The sequence below is a fragment of the Kitasatospora sp. CB02891 genome (genome assembly GCF_002803145.1).
Taxonomy (GTDB): domain Bacteria; phylum Actinomycetota; class Actinomycetes; order Streptomycetales; family Streptomycetaceae; genus Kitasatospora; species Kitasatospora griseola.
Genome location: NZ_NNBO01000004.1, coordinates 19145 through 35594, shown reverse-complemented (window position 1 = coordinate 35594; position 16450 = coordinate 19145). Strand labels below are relative to the sequence as shown.

The window sequence follows — 16450 nt, the reverse complement described above, 5'->3', positions numbered from 1 at the left end:
GACCCTTACCGGCCCGGGGGTTCCCGCCGCCCTTCCTCGAATCCCCCGCCCACGCCCCGCGCAGCGGGAAACCCCGTCAGTCGCGGACCCCCAGCCGCGCTCCCGCAACCCCGCCACCAAGGCCCGCACGACCGCCGGCCCCCTCAAACCCAGCCGTCAAGCTCCGCGCAGCGGAATGGGCTCCCGTGACCCTTCCTCGGATCCGCAGCCCAAGCCCCGCGCAGCGGGAATCCCCGTCAGCCGCAGCCCCGCCACCAAGGCCCGCACAACCGCCAGCCCCCTCGGACCCCTCCCTCGAACCCCGTGCGGCGGAACCCCCACCCACCCGGGGCTCCCGCCGCCCTTCCTCAAATCCCCCGCCCACGCCCCGCGCAGCGGACAACCTCCGTCAGTCGCGGACCCCCAGCCACGCTCCCGCAGCCCCGCCACCAAGGCCTCTCAAACCCAGCCCTCAAGCTCCGCGCAGCGGAATGGGCTCCCGCGGCCCTTCCTCGGATCCGCAGCCCAAGCCCCGCGCAGCGGGAATCCCCGTCAGCCGCAGCCCCGCCACCAAGGCCCGCACAACCGCCGGCCCTCTCGAACCCCTCACCCGAACCGGCGCGGCGGGACCCCCCACCCGCCCGGGGGGTTCCCGCCGCCCTTCCTCAAATCCCCCGCCCACGCCCCGCGCAGCGGACAACCCCCATCAGTCGCGGACCCCCCAGCCACGCTCCCGCAACCCCGCCACCAAAGCCCGCACGACCGCCGGGGCGACGGCCAGTTGGACGTGGCCGACCTGTTGGCCGGTGGAGTGCTCGATGGTGACGTCCTCGATGTTGACGCCGAGGGCGCCGACTTCGCCGAAGAGGCGGCCGAGTTCGCCGGGCTGGTCGCCGAGGACGACGGTGACGGTCTCGTAGCGGGTGGGCGGTGCGCCGTGCTTGCCGGGGATGCGGGCCTGGCCGGTGTTGCCGCGGCGCATGACGGCTTCGATGCCGGCGGCGCCTTCGCGGCGTTCGGCCTCGTCGGCGCCCTGGAGGGCCCGGAGCGCGGTGACGGTCTCGGCGAGGTCGGTCGCGAGGTCGTCGAGGATGTCGGCGACGACGCCCGCGTTGGCGGAGAGGATGTCGATCCACATGGCGGGGTTGGACGCGGCGATCCGGGTGACGTCGCGCACGCCCTGCCCGGAGAGCCGGACCGCGGTCTCCTCGGCGTGTTCGAGGCGGGCCGCGACCAGCGAGGACAGCAGTTGCGGTGCGTGCGAGACCAGCGCGACCGCCCGGTCGTGGTCGGCGGCGTCCATGACGATCGGCATCGCCCCGCACAGTGCGACGAGTTCGAGGGCGGCATTGAGTGTCTCGGTGTCGCTGTCGGCGGTGGGCGTGAGCACCCACGGCCGGCCTTCGAAGAGGTCGGCGGTGGCGGCGAGCGGCCCGGAGCGTTCCCGGCCGGCCATCGGGTGGGAGCCGATGTAGTGGACGGTGTCGAGGCCGAGTGCGGTGATCTCGCCGCGCGGCCCGGCCTTGACGCTGGCGACGTCGGTGTAGCAGCGGGCGAGGCCGCGCCGCTGGCAGTCCGCGAGGACCTTGCCGACGAGGGCGGGCGGCACCGCGATGATCGCCAGGTCGACGGGCCCGTCGGGGAGTTCGGTGGTGCCGGCGCCGAGCGAGGCGGCGGTGCGGGCGGCGTCCTGGTCGGCGTCCTCCAGGTAGACGCTTATGCCGCGGCGGGTGAGGGCGAGCGCGGCGGAGGTGCCGATGAGTCCGGTGCCGATGACGGCGGCTGTGCGCATGGCGGGTCCTCGTCCTACTGGTCGCGGTGCTGGTCGGGCCATTGTCCCGCACGGCCCGGCGGGCGGGCGCGGTTGGCCGACGCGCAGGGGAAATCCGGGTGGTGTGACGGCGGTTGGGTGCAGACTGGGCGCCCGGGTCCGGGGTGCGGGCCGGTGGCGAAGGGGGCGAGGTGGCGGGGCAGCTGGCGGTGTGGGAGTCGGGGCTGGAGTCGGTGGTGGTGCACGCGGTGGGTGCGGTGTGCCGTCGCCGCGCGTCGGGTGTACTGCCGGCGGACGGCCGGGTGCGGGTGACGGGGCTGCCGCGGCTCGCCGCGGAGGGTTCGCTGCGGGTGCGGGTGCTGTCCGGCGGGGCGCGGGTCGTGGAGGCCCGGGTCGAGCATGTCGAGAGCGTCCGCGAGGAGGACGAATCGCCCGCCTGGGAGCGGGAGTTGAAGGAGCTGGGCGCGGAGCGCGACCGCCTGGTGGAGCGTCAGGAGCGGTTGGACGCGCGGATCCGGGAGGTGGCGGCGCTGCGCCCGGTGTCGCCGCAGCGCCGCCGCGACGAGGGCTTGCGGCGGGCGCCGGCGGACGCGGTGCTGGAGCTGGCGGAGTTCGTGGACGCGCGTCTCGCGGTGCTGCACGAGCGGGCGGTGGAGCTGGCGCAGCAGGTCGCGTCGGCGGACCACGCGTTCGACGTGGCGTCGGTCCGTGCGCGGCAGCGGTCGAGCGCCGATCAGCCGGGCGGGGTGGAGTCGTCGGCGCGGGCGGTGGTGACGGTCCGCGGCGCGGGGCCGGTGGAGTTGGAGGTGGAGTACGCGGTGCCGGGCGCGGTGTGGGTGCCGACGTACCAGTTGGCGCACCGCCGGGGTGAGCGTGCGGCCCGGCTGACGTTGCGGGCGTCGGTGGCGCAGCGCACGGGCGAGGATTGGTCGGGGGTGCGGCTCGCGCTGTCGACGGCGGATCTGGCCCGGCCGAGCGGGCTGCCGCGGCTGAGTTCGCTGCGGATCGGCCGTCGGCAGCCGGCTCCGGCGCCGTCGGGGTGGCGGGCGCAGCCGGCCGGGCTGGACGAGCTGTTCGCCGACTGGGTGGGCGCGCAGGCGTCGAAGCCGGTGCCGGAGGGGCCGCGGGCGATCGGCGCGGTGCCGGTGGCTGCGGCGGCGCCGGCCCCGGTGGCGCCGAAGCCGGGCCGTCCGGCGGGCGGTGGTGCGTCCGCGAAGGCCCGCCCGGCGGGTTTCGGCGCGGCGCCCTCGATGCAGCCGCGCTCGATGCCGGCGCCGGCCGCCCCGCAGGGCCCGCCGCCGGCGGGAGCGCCGGCCGAGGTGATGGCGTACGGCGGTGCGGTGCCCGCGCCGTTCATGGCGGAGCCGTCCGCCGATGCGGCCGCCGACCTGGCCGAGCCCGCCGTCCCGGCGGGGCCGCGTCCGTCCGCGGACCAGTTGGACTACGCGGGGCTGGTGCTGGCGGGCGCGCAGGAGGAGTCGTTCCGCCGGGGCCGGCTGTTCCCGCGGGGCGAGTCGGCCGCGGCGGGCGCGTTGCGGGGCGCGGAGGCGGTGGGCGGGCTGCCGCTGCCGGTGTTCGCGGTGCGGCCGCGCGAGTCGGCGGGGTCGTTCGACCACCGGTTCGACGCGGCGGCGCCGGCCGAGATCCCGTCGGACGGGGTGTGGCACACGGTGGCGGTGGCGGAGCTACCGGTGGAGGTGGCGACGCGCTACGTGTGCGTGCCGTCGGTGGAGGAGGCGGTGTACGCGGTGCTGGAGCTGGCGAACGGCACGGCGCACGCGCTGCTGGCGGGGCCGGTGGAGGTGTCGGTGGACGGCGGCTTCCTGACGACGGCGGCGCTGCCGACGCTGGCGCCCGGCGGGGTGCGCGAGGTGGGCCTGGGCCGCGCGGAGGAGGTGCGGGTGGCCCGGCACACCGAGGTGCGGGAGTCGACGTCGGGGGTGTTGAACTCGACGGCGGTGCTGGACCACCAGGTGCGGATCGAGTTGGTGAACCGGCTGCCGCACGACGCGCCGGTGGAGGTCCGCGAGCGGGTGCCGGTGAGCGGTGACGCGGAGGTGCGGGTCGAGGAGCGGCCGGGCTGGTCGCCGCCCGAGGAGCCGACCGCGCAGCTGCCGTCGTCGGCGCGGATCCGGCGGGTGGTGGTGCCGGCCGGGGGTTCGACGGAGCTGACGGGCGGTTATGTGATCCGGATCCCGGCCGGTAAGGCCGTGGTCGGCGGGAACCGAAGGAGTTGAACGTGGACGAGGAGACGATCGCCCTTCCGGTGACCGCGGTGACGTGCCTGGAGGACCGGGCGCAGCTGGAGCGGACGGCGGAGCTGGAGCTGGCGCCGGGCGTGCACCGGCTGCGGCTGGGCCCGGTGACGGCGCTGGCGGTGGACCGTTCGCTGCACGCGGCGGTGCTGGCCGGGGACGGCGCGCCGACCGAGGCGGCGAAGGTGCTGGACGTCCGCCTGGTGCGGTCCTGGCAGCCGCCGGCGCCGCTCGCGCCGGGCGCCGACGATTCGGCGCTGCGCCGCCGGGTGCACCGGCTGGAGCGCGAGTACCTGACGGAGTCGCGCCGCCAGGAGCGCCTGGAGGCGCGGCTGGCGCTGCTCGGCCAGCTGGCTGCGGACCTGCTGCGGGAGATCGGCGAGGGCGCGGGCGTCGGCGAGCTGGAGCAGGCCCGCTGGTCGCGCGAGCTGGACCGGGTGGACGCCGAGCGGGAGTCGTACGGCGAGCAGTTGCGGGCCTCGCGGATGCGCGCGTCCGAGCTGACGGCGGCCCAGGGGCACGCCGAGCTGGCGCTGTCCCGGGCCGAGGAGGAGCCGGTCGAGCTGCTGGCGTTCGTGGAGCTGTCGGTGGAGTGCTCCGAGCCGGGCCGGTTCCTGGCCCGGGTGGGGCATCTGACGGCGTGCGCGCTGTGGCGGCCCGCGTACCGGGCCGAACTGGCGGGCGACGCACTGCGGTTGGAGACCGAGGCGGTGGTGTGGCAGCGCACCGGCGAGGACTGGTCGAACGTGGCGCTGACGCTGTCCACGGCCCGTTCCGCGTCGGCGGGCGAGCCGCCGGCGCTGGTCGAGGACCGGCTGGTGCTGCGGGAGCGCTCGGCGCAGGAGAAGAAGACCGTCGAGGTGGAGCTGCGCGAGCAGGCGATCGCCGACGCGGGCCCGCTGGAGCCGGGCCTGCCGGGGGTGGACGACGGCGGCGAGGTGCGGGTGCTGCGGGCCGCGGAGCCGGTCACGGTGCCCTCGGACGGGCGGGCGCACCGGGTGCCGGTGAGCGCGTTCGAGACCGGGGCGCGCAGCGAGTTCGCGGCGGCGCCGGAGCTGTCGGAGCTGGTGACGGAGGTGGTGTCGTTCCGCAACGCCTCGGGGCACGCGCTGCTGGCCGGCCCGGTGGACCTGGTGCGCGGCTCCGGTTGGACCGGCCGGGGCGCGCTGGAGTTCGCCGCGGCGGGCGCGCCGGTGCGGCTGGCGTTCGGTTCCACGGACGGCGTGCGGGTGGTGCGGGAGTTCGAGGAGCGCCGCGAGGGCGCCGGCCTGGGCGGCCAGCGCACCCTGCTGACCCGTACGGTGCGCCTGCACCTGTCGCGGTTCTCCGCGCCGGGCGAGGACGCCGAGCAGGTGGTGACGGTCCGCGAGCGGATCCCGGTCTCCGAGGTGCAGGCGGTGGAGGTGCGGCTGCGCAAGGACCGCTGCGCGCCGCCGCCCGACGAGCTGGACGCCGACGGCGTCGCCCGCTGGGAGGTGCCGCTGCCGCCGGGCGGCCGGCGCACCGTCACGCTGGTGTACGAGGTGTCGGCGGCGGCGAAGGTGGCGGGCCTGTGAGCGGCCGCGCCCGACAGGCCGTCAACTCCGGTACAAAAGAGACATGATCTACCATCTCGCCCCGCTGGACGACTGGCTGCGCGACCCGGGCCGGCCGTACACCGCCGCCTCGCTGCTCACCGAGGGCTTCCTGCACTGCTCGCCGGACGAGACCACGGTGCTGGCGGTCGCCAACCAGTACTTCCCGGACTCCCCGGATCCGCTGATGGCGCTGCTGATCGAGGAGAAGCTCGTCGAACCGATGGTGAAGTGGGAGGCGGCCACCGGCGGGCCGCCTCCCGGCAGCACCCCGGGGGTGCTGTTCCCGCACATCTACGGGCGGCTGAACCGGACGGCCGTGGTGGGCCTGGAGAAGGTGGAGCGCGGCCCGGACGGGCGCTGGGCCGCGCTGCGCCCCTGGAGCTAGCCGGGCTACAGCCAGCCGCGCTCGCGGGCCGCCATCCCGGCCTGGAACCGGGTGGTGGCCCCGAGTTCGCGCATCAGGCCCTGCAGGCGGCGCTGGGTGGTGCGGGCGCTCCAGCCGAGCGAGCGGGCGATCGACTCGTCGGTGAGGCCGGCGGCGAGCAGCCCGAGCAGCTTCAGGTGGTCGGAGTCCGGCCCGGGGCCGTCGCCGCCGCCGATCACGGTCTGCAGCGGCACGGCCCGCTCCCACTCGGCCTCGAACAGCGCGTCCAGGGCCTGCAGCAGCGCGGACGGGTGGATGACGTACGCGGCGTCCAGGACGCTGTCGCCGACGCTGATCGGGATGATCGCCATCTTGTCGTCGGCCATCATCATCTTCATCGGCAGCACCGGCCGCACCCGGGCCTCCTCGCCGTCCTCGACGCCGGTGAGGATCTCCTGCTCCAGCCGCCCGGGCCAGGCGATCGCCTCCTTGTCGAAGACGGTGCGGATCCGCACCCCGGCCTTGAGCTTGGCCCGCTGCCGGGGCTGCTGCACGGTCGGGTCCTGCACGTACGGCGGGCAGTCGAAGCCGCGGATCTGGTACTGGCCGGACTCCACCAGGTGCTCCAGCCGCTGGGCGATCGCCTCGCCGCCGGTGAGCACCTCCACCGAGTGCGCGGGGTCGGTGTACCGCGACGCCTCCCGGAAGGCGTCCATCAGGCGGTGCATCTCGGCGCGGGCGGAGCGCAGTTCGGCCTCGCGATGGCCTATCAGGGTGCCGATGGCGACGTCTGGGGCGACCGCCAGGTAGCGCTCCCGGTCGACCGGGGCGCGCGTCGCCATGCCCTGTTCGGCGAGGCGGTCCAGCGCCTGTCGGCACTGGTCCAGGGTCAGGCCGCAGTGTTCGGCCAGCTCCTGGGCGGTCGACTGCGGCGCGACGACCAGCGCGGCGTACACCTGGCCGTCCGGCCGGCCGAGGCCCAGCACGGTGAATGCGTCGAGCATGAACTTCCTTCCCCCGCCGCCCCGTCCCCTGACGCGGTGGCGCACTTCCGCCACGCGCCGGGGCGAACTTCGGTGGCAATCTTCTGCCAACGAGTCGAACGATAGCAAGGCCGCACGGCCCGCCTCGCCGGTCAAGACCCGGCAAAGCCTCCGTACACGCCGGGAGCCCGTTCGCCGTGAACGGCGAACGGGCTCCCGGCAAGGGCTGCCGTTACAGCCCGACCTCGTTCATCAGCGCCCCGACCTCGGGGTTGGTCAGGCGGCGCAGCCAGCCCGACTTCTGGTCGCCGAGCGAGATCGGCCCGAACGCGGTGCGGACCAGCTTCTCCACCGGGAAGCCGACCTCGGCCAGCAGGCGACGCACGATGTGCTTGCGGCCCTCGTGCAGGGTCACCTCGACCAGGTAGTTCTTGCCGACGTTCGAGATCACCTTGAAGCTGTCGGCGCGCGCCCAGCCGTCCTCCAGCTCCACGCCCTTGGCGAGCTGCTTGCCCAGGTCGCGCGGGATCGGGCCCTGGATGGCCGCCAGGTACGTCTTGGTGACGCCGTACTTGGGGTGGGTCAGCCGGTGGGCCAGCTCGCCGTGGTTGGTGAGCAGGATGATGCCCTCGGTCTCGGTGTCCAGACGGCCGACGTGGAACAGCCGGGTCTCCCGGTTGGTCACGTAGTCGCCCAGGCACTGGCGGCCCTCCGGGTCCTCCATGGTGGAGACCACGCCGGCCGGCTTGTTCAGCGCGAAGAACAGGTAGGACTGGGTGGCGACGGTCAGTCCGTCGACCTTGATCTCGTCGTTCATCGGGTCGACCCGCAGGCCCTGCTCGACCACGAGCTTGCCGTTGACCTCGACCCGGCCCTGCGCGATCAGCTCCTCGCAGGCCCGACGGCTGCCCATGCCGGCCCGGGCCAGCACCTTCTGCAGGCGCTCGCCCTCTTCGCCGACCTGCTTGCCGGGGCCCTCGTGCCGGGCCAGCACCCGGTCCTCGATCTTGCCCTGCAGCTCGCGCGAGCGCTGCGGCTGACGCCGCGGGTCGCCGGGCGCGCCCTGCCCGTCCCGACGCGGCCGGGGCGCCGCACCGGGCTTGCGGGAGCCGAACGCGCCGCGCCCCGGCGTCGCGTTCGGGCCGCCGCCGTACTCGGGGCGGTCGTACTTGCGCTCCTCCGGCCGCAGCGGCCGGTCCGGGTAGCGGCGCTCCTCGCGCCCGCTGCCACCGCGCTGCGAGCCCCCGTACGAGCCCGAGCCGCCGCGGGACGATCCGCCCCGGCTGCCGCCACCCTGGCCGTAGGACGACCCGCCCCGGCTGCCGCCGCCGCCCTGGCCGTAGGAGGACGACCCGCCCCGGCTGCCGCCGCCCTGGCCGTAGGACGACCCGCCGCGGCCGCCGCCCTGCTGGCCACCCCGGCCGCCCTGTCCGCCCCGGCCTTGACCGCCGCCGCCGCTGTTCCTGCCGTTGCCACTGCTACGCATCAAAATGTCCGTACGTCGTTTCCGTCTGGGTCCGGGTCGGCCTGGTTCGGCCCCTCCTGTGCGGCGGCGACCGCCTGCGCGATCATCGTGCCCTCAAGGGACTCCGTTTCCACGTCGTCGACCTCGGGCAGGAAGGGCGCGAGCTCCGGCAGCTCGTCCAGGCCGCGCAGCCCCATCCGTTCCAGGAAGTAGTTCGTCGTCCGATACAGGATCGCTCCGGTCTCGGGCTCGGTGCCGGCTTCTTCGACCAGTCCTCGCTGTACCAGGGTACGCATCACGCCGTCGCAGTTCACACCACGGACCGCGGAAACCCGCCCGCGCGACACCGGCTGCCGGTACGCCACCACCGCCAGAGTCTCCAGCGCGGCCTGCGTGAGCCGGGCCTGCTGCCCGTCCAGGACGAACCGCTCCACCGCCGCCGAACACTCCGCACGGCTGTAGAACCGCCACCCGCCGGCCACCTGCCGCAGCTCGAAACCGCGCCCCTGCGCGGCGTACTCCGCCGCCAACTCCCGCAGCACAGCAGCCACTTCACTCGCCGACGCGGCCAGCACCGAGGCCAGCCGGCCCTCCGCCACCGGCTCGTCGGCGACCATCAGCACCGCCTCCAGCGCCGCCCGCAGCGGCACCCCGGCCTCCGCCTCGGGCAGCGCCAGGACCCGCTCCACCGGCTCCACCCGCTCGCCGTCGGGGTACGCCGATTCCTGCCACTCCCCGGGCCGGGCCTGCCCGGGCAGGCCCAGCGTCCGCCGCGACCGCTGCTCCGTCATCGGGCACCGCCTTCCTCGCCGCCGTCCGCGGGACGGTCGAACTCGTCGGTCACCTCGACCGTCCGGTCCCCCTCGGCGACCCAGCGCACCACCAGCTCCTCCAGAGCCTGCGGCTGCTCGAACGCCAGCACCTTCTCCCGGTACAGCTCCAGCAGCGCCAGGAACCGCGCCACCACCACCAGCGCGTTGTCCGCGTCCGCCACCAGTCGCCCGAACGTCGCCTCCCCCAGCGCGCTCAGCCGCTCCACCACCAGCGCCGCCTGCTCCCGCACGCTCACCGGCGGCATGTGGATGTGGTCCACGTACACCGCCGGCTTCGGCTTCGGCACGAACGCCCTCGCCGCCAGCTGCGCGAACCGCTCCGGCCCGATCGACAGCACCACCTCGGGCAGCAGCTGCGCGTGGTGCGGCTCCAGCCCGACCGTCCGCGGCCGCCGCAACGACTCCGCCGCCCACCGCTCGGCGAACAGCTCCGCCACCTTCTTGTACGCCCGGTACTGCAACAGCCGCGCGAACAGCAGGTCCCGCGCCTCCAGCAGCGCCAGGTCCTCCTCGTCCTCGACCTCCGCCACCGGGAGCAGTCGCGCCGCCTTCAGGTCCAGCAGCGTCGCCGCCACCACCAGGAACTCGGTCGCCGCATCCAGGTCCCACTCCGGCCCCATCGCCCGGATGTGCGCCACGAACTCGTCCGTGACCCGCGACAGCGCCACCTCGGTGACATCCATCCTGTGCTTCGCGATCAGCCCGAGCAGCAGGTCGAACGGCCCCTCGAAGTTCTCCAACCGGACCTGGAACACAACGGGTAATTCTGGCAGACGAGGAGCGAAAACCGGGCGAGCGCTACCGCCCGCGCAGCCGCCGCACGAGAATCGACGCCTCGCCCCGCTGCTCCAGATCCGCCAGCACCACCGAGATCGCCTCGCGAACCACCCGCCCGCGGTCGACCGCCAGCCCGTGCTCGCCGCGCAGCACCAGCCGCGCGTGCTCCAGGTCCATCAGCTCCTCGGCGGACACGTACACGGTGATCTTCTCGTCGTGCCGCTCCCGCCCGGACGGGCGCCGGGTCCGTCCGCGTCCGCGCACCGTCGTGGTCGCCGCCCGCCGGGCCGCCTCCGCGGGGTCCTCCGCGCGCCCCGCAGGGCCCGCGGCGGGCTCCGGCCGGGCGGCCGGGACGTCCGCGGTGCGGCCCGCCCCGGAAGCGCCCTGAGCGTCCTTCACGGGCTCCTGCGCCCGTGCGGCGCCGCCGGAGGCACTGGCGCCGCCGCCGGAGCCGTTGCGTGCGAGCGAGGGCGACAGGGCCATTCCGCCGGTTGCCCGGAACAGTTCGTCGGCCCCCGGGAGGCTCACTCGACGGGGCGGCACCGGTCGAGCACCTCCCTGGCGAGCTGTCGGTAGGCGGCCGCGCCGACCGAGTTGGTGGCGTAGGTGGTGATCGGCTCGCCGGCCACGGTGGTCTCGGGGAACCTGACGGTCCGTCCGATGACGGTGTGGAAGACGTGCTCGCCGAACGCCTCGACGACCCGGGCCAGCACCTCGCGCGAGTGCACGGTGCGGGAGTCGTACATGGTGGCGAGGATGCCGTCCAGGCGCAGTTCGGGGTTGAGCCGCTCGCAGACCTTCTCGATGGTCTCGGTGAGCAGCGCGACGCCGCGCAGCGCGAAGAACTCGCACTCCAGCGGCACGATGACGCTGTGAGCGGCCGTCAGGGCATTGACCGTCAGCAGGCCCAGCGAAGGCTGGCAGTCGATGATGACGTAGTCGTAGTCGGGCAGCAGCGGCTTGAGCGCGCGGGCCAGCGCGGACTCGCGGGCGACCTCGCTGACCAGCTGCACCTCGGCGGCGGACAGGTCGATGTTGGACGGCAGCAGGTCCATGCCAGGGATGGCGGTCTTCAGCAGGACCTCATCGGCCGTCAGGCCCCGCTCCATGAGCAGGTTGTAGACCGTGACGTCGAGTTCCATCGGGTTGACGCCCAGGCCGACGGAGAGCGCGCCCTGCGGGTCGAAGTCCACCAGCAGGACCCGGCGGCCGTACTCGGCGAGTGCGGCGCCCAGGTTGATGGTGGAGGTGGTCTTGCCGACTCCGCCCTTCTGGTTGCACATCGCGATGATCTGCGCGGGGCCGTGCTCGGCGATCGGCGCGGGGATCGGGAAGTACGGCAGCGGACGGCCGGTCGGTCCGACCCGCTCGCGGCGCTGGCGGGCCGCGTCGGGGGCCAGCGTGGCGGCGTACTCGGGGTCGGGCTCGTACTCGGCGTCCGGGTCGTCGTAGGGCCCGTAGCCGAGCTCGTTGTAGGCCAGGCCGTACGCCGCGAAGTCGGCGTCGTAGTCGGTGGCGGCCGTCGCCGCGCTCTGACGCGCCTCGAAGGTGCGGACCGCGACCGAGCCGACCTCCTGCGCACCCACCGTGGCGTGCCGGGCTTCCTCGTTCGGCTGCCCGGCGGAGAGCTCCGCCAGTCCTGGCTGACCACCCCCGGGAGCAAATGTCGACTCATTCACAAGTCGTCTTACCTCCTTGGACATCCAGGACTCTATGTCGATTCGTCAGCGTGGCAGCATGCCAACGGTTTGCGACTCTAGGCCGTTTCGGGCATTCGCAGCAACACAATCCACGGTAGTGGGCCGGTTGTGTCGGCCACTCACCCACCCCGTGTCAAGAGACGACCCTAACGTTTCCGCGCAGGCGGCGGGCCGTGAGGGGGCGTCAGGTGTCCTTGTCGACAGAGCGGGTGACAAACCGCACCGGAATTGACCGGCCGTGGACGCCTCCGGGCGCCTCGGCGAAACCCCGGGGCCGCTTCGGGCATGCCGAAGCCCCCGGACCGAACAGGACGGACGGCCGGGGGCGACAGCGGGTGCGGGGCGTCAGGCGAGGACGCTCTCCAGCGAGACCGACTCCAGGCCGAAGGCCTCGGCGACGGCCGGGAAGGTGATCTGGCCCTCGTGCACGTTCAGGCCCTTGGCGAGCGCGGCGTCGCGGCGCAGCGCGTCCTTCCAGCCACGGTTCGCCAGCTCCACCACGTACGGCAGGGTGGCGTTGGTGAGCGCGTAGGTGGAGGTGTTCGGGACGGCGCCCGGCATGTTCGCCACGCAGTAGAAGACCGAGTTGTGGACCTGGAAGGTCGGCTCGGCGTGCGTGGTGGCGTGCGAGTCCTCGAAGCAGCCGCCCTGGTCGATGGCGATGTCGACGAGCACGGAGCCCGGCTTCATGCGGGAGACCAGCTCGTTGGTGACGAGCTTCGGGGCCTTGGCGCCCGGGATCAGCACGGCGCCGATGACCAGGTCGGCCTCGACGACGGCCTTCTCCAGCTCGAAGGAGTTGGAGACGATGGCCTTGATCTTGTTGCCGAAGATCTTGTCGGCCTCGCGCAGCTTGTTGATGTCGCGGTCCAGCAGGGTCACGTCGTAGCCCATGCCGATGGCGATGGTGGCCGCGTGCCAGCCGGAGACGCCACCGCCGATGACGACGGCCTTGGCCGAGTGGGTGCCGGGCACGCCGCCGGGCAGGGTGCCGCGGCCGCCGGCCGGACGCATCAGGTGGTACGAGCCGACCTGCGGGGCCAGGCGGCCCGCGACCTCGGACATCGGGGCCAGCAGCGGCAGGGCGCCGTTCGCCAGCTGCACGGTCTCGTACGCGATGGCGGTGGTGCCGGAGGCGAGCAGCGCGTCCGTGCCCGGGCGGTCGGCCGCCAGGTGCAGGTAGGTGAAGAGGGTCTGGCCCTTGCGCAGTCGGTGGTACTCCGACGCGATGGGCTCCTTCACCTTGAGGATCATGTCGGCCGCGGCCCACACCTCGTCGGCGGTGGGGAGGATGGTGGCGCCGGCGGCCACGTACTCCTCGTTGGGGATCGAGGAGCCGACACCGGCGTTGTCCTCGATGACGACCTCGTGTCCGTTGCGGACCAGCTCATGCACACCGGCAGGCGTGATGGCCACGCGGTACTCGTGGTTCTTGACCTCGCGGGGGATGCCGACCTTCACGGCTAACACGTCCTCTTGCCATGGGGAACCTACCGGGGGAAGACCGGCGGGGCGACGCGCACGAGGGGGGCACAACGGGACAACCGGTGCATGGATCCATGCGCGACTGAGTTCGATTGTAATGAAGCCCAGGAAGCGTGTCAGCCTTCCAAAGCGAACAAATCAGCTCGACTCATTGGCAAGTTCGTAGGCTTGCAGGCTTCCTGAGGCCACATTGCGGGGCGAACTCCGCACTCAAGACACTACTCCGAAAGTGGACGAAACCCCTCCCGGCCCAGATGCTGCCGCAGCCGCGCGGCCAGCCCCGCGACCTGCTGCTCGCCCGCCCGGTCGCCGATCCGGCGCAGCACCGCCGCCGCCGAGCGGTACTCCCGCAGCGCCTCCTCGAAGCGCCGCAGCGCGGTGTGCGCCTCCGCCACCCGCACCAGCAGCCGGGCCTCCGTGACCTGGTCGCCGACCGCCTGCCGCAGCACCAGCGCCCGCCCGTACGCGTCGGCGGCCCGCAGCGGATCGCCCAGCGCCCGGTGGCAGTGGCCCACCCCCTCCAGCGCCCGGGCACAGCCGCCCTCGTCGCCCGCGCCCCGGGACAGCTCCACCGCCCGGCGGTAGCGCTCGGCGGCCTGCTCCCAGCGGTCCGCGTCCGCCTGCAGGTCGCCGAGGTTGAGCAGCGCGGCGGCGGCCCGGCGCGGGGCGCCCTGCCGCTCGGCGACCTTGAGCACCGACTCGTGCAGCGCGTGCAGGTCCGCCGGCGCGGCCTCCCCGGTCAGCGGCAGGGCCCGCAGCAGCGCCGCCACCAGACGGCCCGCGGTGCCGTCCAGGTCGCCCTGGCCGACGGCGTCCGCGACGGCGGCGAGAAGTTGCTCACGTTCCCCCAGCAGCCACTGCCCGGCGTGCGCCGCCGAACGCAGCCGCAGCGGCCCCGGCAGCGGGTCGGGGTTCGGGCCGGCCGCCGGGTCCAGCAGCAGCCGCGCCGAATCGACCAGCCGCACCAGCCGCTCCAGCAGCCGGGCCCGGGCCAGCTCCAGCTCGGACGGCCGGTCCAGCTCGCCGCGCAGCTCCACCAGCCGCCCGTACAGCCGCCCCGGCACCCGGTAGCGCTCGGTGCCGTCGGCGGCCGCCGGCTCCCGCTCCATCAGCTCCAGCTCGGCCAGCGCCGCCAGGTGCGACCCGGCCTCCGGCGCCGGACAGCCCACCAGCGCCGACGCGGTGCGCAGGTCGACCAGCTGGCCGGGCGCCAGCGTGCACAGCCGCAACAGCCGCGCCCGGGCGGCCGGCAGCCGCCGGTACGCGGGCTCGAACGCGCCCCGCAGCGGGTCGCCCTCCACCACCGGCACGGTGTCCGGCTGCTCCGCCGCCTCCGCGCGGGAGCGCTCCCGCGCCTGCTGCTCCGGCGGACGCCGCAGGCGCTCCGCGGCCTCGGTGACGGGCAGCCGGGGCTCGCTGCGCAACCAGCCCGCGGCCAGCCGCAACGCCGCCGGGCGGTTGGCGCACGCCTCCGCGAGCTCGGCCGCGCCCACCGGATCGCAGGAGATCCGGGTGCCGCCGACCAGCGCGGACAGCAGGTCGAGGGTCGCGCGGTGCTCCAGCCCGCCCAGGATCACCGGATCGATGCCGTCGATGCCGGTCAGCGGCCCCGAGGTGGTCGCCAGCAGCAGCGACTCGGTCTTCTCCGCGAGCAGCGGCCACACCTGGCCGGTGTCCCGCACGTCGTCCAGCAGCAGCAGCGCCCGCCGCGAGGCCAGGGCCTCGCGCAGCGCCTCGCACGCCGGGTCCTCCTCGGCGGCGCCGGGCAGCAGCGCCAGGCCGGGCCGTTCACCGAGCTGGTCCAGCAGCATCCGGGCGGCCCGCCCCGCGCCCACCCTCGTCCCGTCCGGCGCCGACAGCCGCGCGTACAGCAACCCGTCCGGGTAGTCCGCGGCGACGCTGCGGGCCCACTGCACGGCCAACGCGGTGCGGCCCGAACCCGGTCGCCCCGCCAGCACCGACAGCCGCCCCCGCCCCGACGACGGCCGCCCCGCGGCCACCGTCAGCGCCGCCAGCTCCGCCGTACGCCCCCCGAACGGCCGGGCGCCCGCAGGCAACGCGTCGAAGATCCGGGCCGCCTCGGCCACCGCCGCCGTATCCCTCGCCACCCGCGCCACTCCCGACCCGTCGCCCAGCGCCCCGGACCCGCACACCGGGCCCTGTCCGCGAAGCGTAGTTCGGCCACCCCGCCACGCCGAGACACCCCGGTCCCGCCAACCCCCACACCACCCCCCCGGCCCAACCCGGCAAACGCGCTCCGCGCAGGACGGGAGGAAGGAATCCCGAATCACCCGGGATCACCCCGCAGGAAGAAGGAGACACACGCCCACCGCGCGAAGCCGGGCCCACCGCGCGAAGCCGGGCCCACCGCGCGAAGCCGGGCCCACCGCGCGAAGCCGGGCCACCCGCGCGAAGCCGGGCCACCCGCGCGAAGCGCGTCCTCTCCTCGCCCTCATCCCCGCGCGGAGCGCGCCCACCACCCCGTCGACCCCGCGGAGCGGCCCGCGGAGCGCTCCGCGGAGCGACGTCTCAGAACGGCCGGGCCGGCCAGGGCGCGTCGGCCGGGCGGAGGGTGTCGATGCCGCCGCGGGTGAGGGTGGCGTGGAGGGCGAGGGCGCCGGTGACCAGGGTGGGGTTGTGGAGTTCGCCGGCCAGGACCAGGTCGAGGAGTTGTTCGAGCGGGACCCAGGCGGATTCCAGCTCCAGTTCCTCGCCGTGAGCGGCGTACCGCTCCCCCTCGGCCTCGGACAGGTCGGTGGCGAGGAAGAGCCGCAGGGCCTCGTTGCTGCCGCCGGGCGAGGTGTAGAAGTCGACCAGGACGCGCCAGGCGCCGGCCTTGCAGTAGGCCTCTTCGAAGAGTTCGCGCTGGGCGGCGTGCAGCGGGTTCTCCCCGGGCACGTCGAGGAGTCCGGCGGGCAGTTCCCAGAGCCGGTGCCGGACGGGGTGCCGGTACTGGCGCAGGACGAGGACGCGGGCCTGTTCGTCGACGGCGAGGACGCCCACCGAACCGGGGTGGAGCTGGTAGTCGCGCTGGGCCCAGCTGCCGTCGGGCATCCGCACCTGCTCGGAGCGCATCCCGGTCATCCTGCCCTGGAAGGGCGTCCGTCCGTCCCGGACGTCCCATTCCTCGGCCACGTCGCGCATCCCGGTCACCGGGCACCACCCCTTCTCGTCAGTCCGACACAATCTAGCGGACGGAGCCGCCCCGACACGCCGAAGCCGCCCGCCCCGGAGCGAACTCCGGGACGGGCGGCTTCACGC

At 74.6% G+C, this 16450-nt stretch carries 13 protein-coding genes; 3 read left to right on the top strand and 10 right to left on the bottom strand.

The annotated features are described in order from the left end of the window. Positions 1 to 685 precede the first annotated feature (685 nt). Positions 686 to 1771 (bottom strand): prephenate dehydrogenase, encoded by a 1086-nt coding sequence (locus CG736_RS11300; protein ID WP_100586052.1) that lies wholly within the window; start codon positions 1769 to 1771, stop codon positions 686 to 688. Between the two features lie 170 nt (positions 1772 to 1941). On the opposite strand from CG736_RS11300, the gene CG736_RS11295 reads away from it, so the two are divergent. The 3 genes from CG736_RS11295 to CG736_RS11285 are packed head-to-tail and all read left to right on the top strand — an operon-like array spanning position 1942 to position 5967. After that, complete coding sequence (locus tag CG736_RS11295) at positions 1942 to 3987, top strand: DUF4139 domain-containing protein (RefSeq protein WP_232733928.1); 2046 nt, start codon at positions 1942 to 1944, stop codon at positions 3985 to 3987. Continuing rightward, entirely contained in the window at positions 3984 to 5561 is a 1578-nt protein-coding gene (locus CG736_RS11290) for a mucoidy inhibitor MuiA family protein (RefSeq protein ID WP_100586051.1), read from the top strand. Before CG736_RS11295 ends, CG736_RS11290 begins: the two co-directional genes overlap by 4 nt. 43 nt (positions 5562 to 5604) lie before the next feature. Continuing rightward, positions 5605 to 5967, top strand: a complete 363-nt coding sequence (locus CG736_RS11285) for a DUF952 domain-containing protein (protein WP_043910248.1) — start codon at positions 5605 to 5607, stop codon at positions 5965 to 5967. 5 nt (positions 5968 to 5972) lie between these two features. Here the strand turns inward: CG736_RS11285 and CG736_RS11280 are convergent, their stop codons facing one another. The 9 genes from CG736_RS11280 to CG736_RS11240 all read right to left on the bottom strand — a co-directional run bounded on the left by CG736_RS11280 (position 5973) and on the right by CG736_RS11240 (position 16333). After that, on the bottom strand, positions 5973 to 6950 hold the full coding sequence (locus CG736_RS11280) for a helix-turn-helix domain-containing protein (RefSeq protein ID WP_043910246.1): 978 nt from the start codon (positions 6948 to 6950) through the stop codon (positions 5973 to 5975). Between the two features lie 211 nt (positions 6951 to 7161). Continuing rightward, a complete protein-coding gene (locus CG736_RS11275) occupies positions 7162 to 8415 on the bottom strand; it encodes a pseudouridine synthase (protein ID WP_100586050.1) in 1254 nt (417 codons plus the stop codon). Next, positions 8415 to 9011, bottom strand: a complete 597-nt coding sequence (gene scpB, locus CG736_RS11270; RefSeq protein WP_232733963.1) for an SMC-Scp complex subunit ScpB — start codon at positions 9009 to 9011, stop codon at positions 8415 to 8417. Before scpB ends, CG736_RS11275 begins: the two co-directional genes overlap by 1 nt. 170 nt (positions 9012 to 9181) lie before the next feature. Then, a complete protein-coding gene (locus CG736_RS11265) occupies positions 9182 to 9982 on the bottom strand; it encodes a ScpA family protein (RefSeq protein WP_308431095.1) in 801 nt (266 codons plus the stop codon). A gap of 43 nt (positions 9983 to 10025) precedes the next feature. After that, positions 10026 to 10487 (bottom strand): hypothetical protein, encoded by a 462-nt coding sequence (locus CG736_RS11260; RefSeq protein WP_100586381.1) that lies wholly within the window; start codon positions 10485 to 10487, stop codon positions 10026 to 10028. Positions 10488 to 10528: 41 nt separating this feature from the next. Further along, entirely contained in the window at positions 10529 to 11590 is a 1062-nt protein-coding gene (locus CG736_RS11255; RefSeq protein ID WP_035867306.1) for a ParA family protein, read from the bottom strand. Positions 11591 to 12049: 459 nt separating this feature from the next. Beyond that, the gene (gene ald / locus CG736_RS11250; RefSeq protein WP_100586047.1) at positions 12050 to 13165 is read right to left on the bottom strand and encodes an alanine dehydrogenase; all 1116 of its coding nucleotides are present in this window, start codon (positions 13163 to 13165) and stop codon (positions 12050 to 12052) included. A 242-nt stretch (positions 13166 to 13407) separates the two neighbouring features. Continuing rightward, positions 13408 to 15297: a tetratricopeptide repeat protein gene (locus CG736_RS11245; protein WP_198520448.1), complete on the bottom strand. Its 1890-nt coding sequence runs from the start codon at positions 15295 to 15297 to the stop codon at positions 13408 to 13410. 421 nt (positions 15298 to 15718) lie between these two features. After that, complete coding sequence (locus CG736_RS11240; protein WP_100586045.1) at positions 15719 to 16333, bottom strand: NUDIX hydrolase; 615 nt, start codon at positions 16331 to 16333, stop codon at positions 15719 to 15721. Between the last annotated feature and the right edge of the window lie 117 nt (positions 16334 to 16450).

What these genes read in the sequence shown, in the direction of transcription:
- CG736_RS11275 (WP_100586050.1), bottom strand. Translation starts at nt 8,415, where the DNA reads ATGCGTAGCAGTGGCAACGGCAGGAACAGCGGCGGCGGCGGTCAAGGC.
- scpB (WP_232733963.1), bottom strand. Translation starts at nt 9,011, where the DNA reads ATGGTCGCCGACGAGCCGGTGGCGGAGGGCCGGCTGGCCTCGGTGCTG.
- CG736_RS11300 (WP_100586052.1), bottom strand. Translation starts at nt 1,771, where the DNA reads ATGCGCACAGCCGCCGTCATCGGCACCGGACTCATCGGCACCTCCGCC.
- CG736_RS11285 (WP_043910248.1), top strand. Translation starts at nt 5,605, where the DNA reads ATGATCTACCATCTCGCCCCGCTGGACGACTGGCTGCGCGACCCGGGC.
- CG736_RS11260 (WP_100586381.1), bottom strand. Translation starts at nt 10,487, where the DNA reads ATGGCCCTGTCGCCCTCGCTCGCACGCAACGGCTCCGGCGGCGGCGCC.
- CG736_RS11240 (WP_100586045.1), bottom strand. Translation starts at nt 16,333, where the DNA reads ATGCGCGACGTGGCCGAGGAATGGGACGTCCGGGACGGACGGACGCCC.
- CG736_RS11280 (WP_043910246.1), bottom strand. Translation starts at nt 6,950, where the DNA reads ATGCTCGACGCATTCACCGTGCTGGGCCTCGGCCGGCCGGACGGCCAG.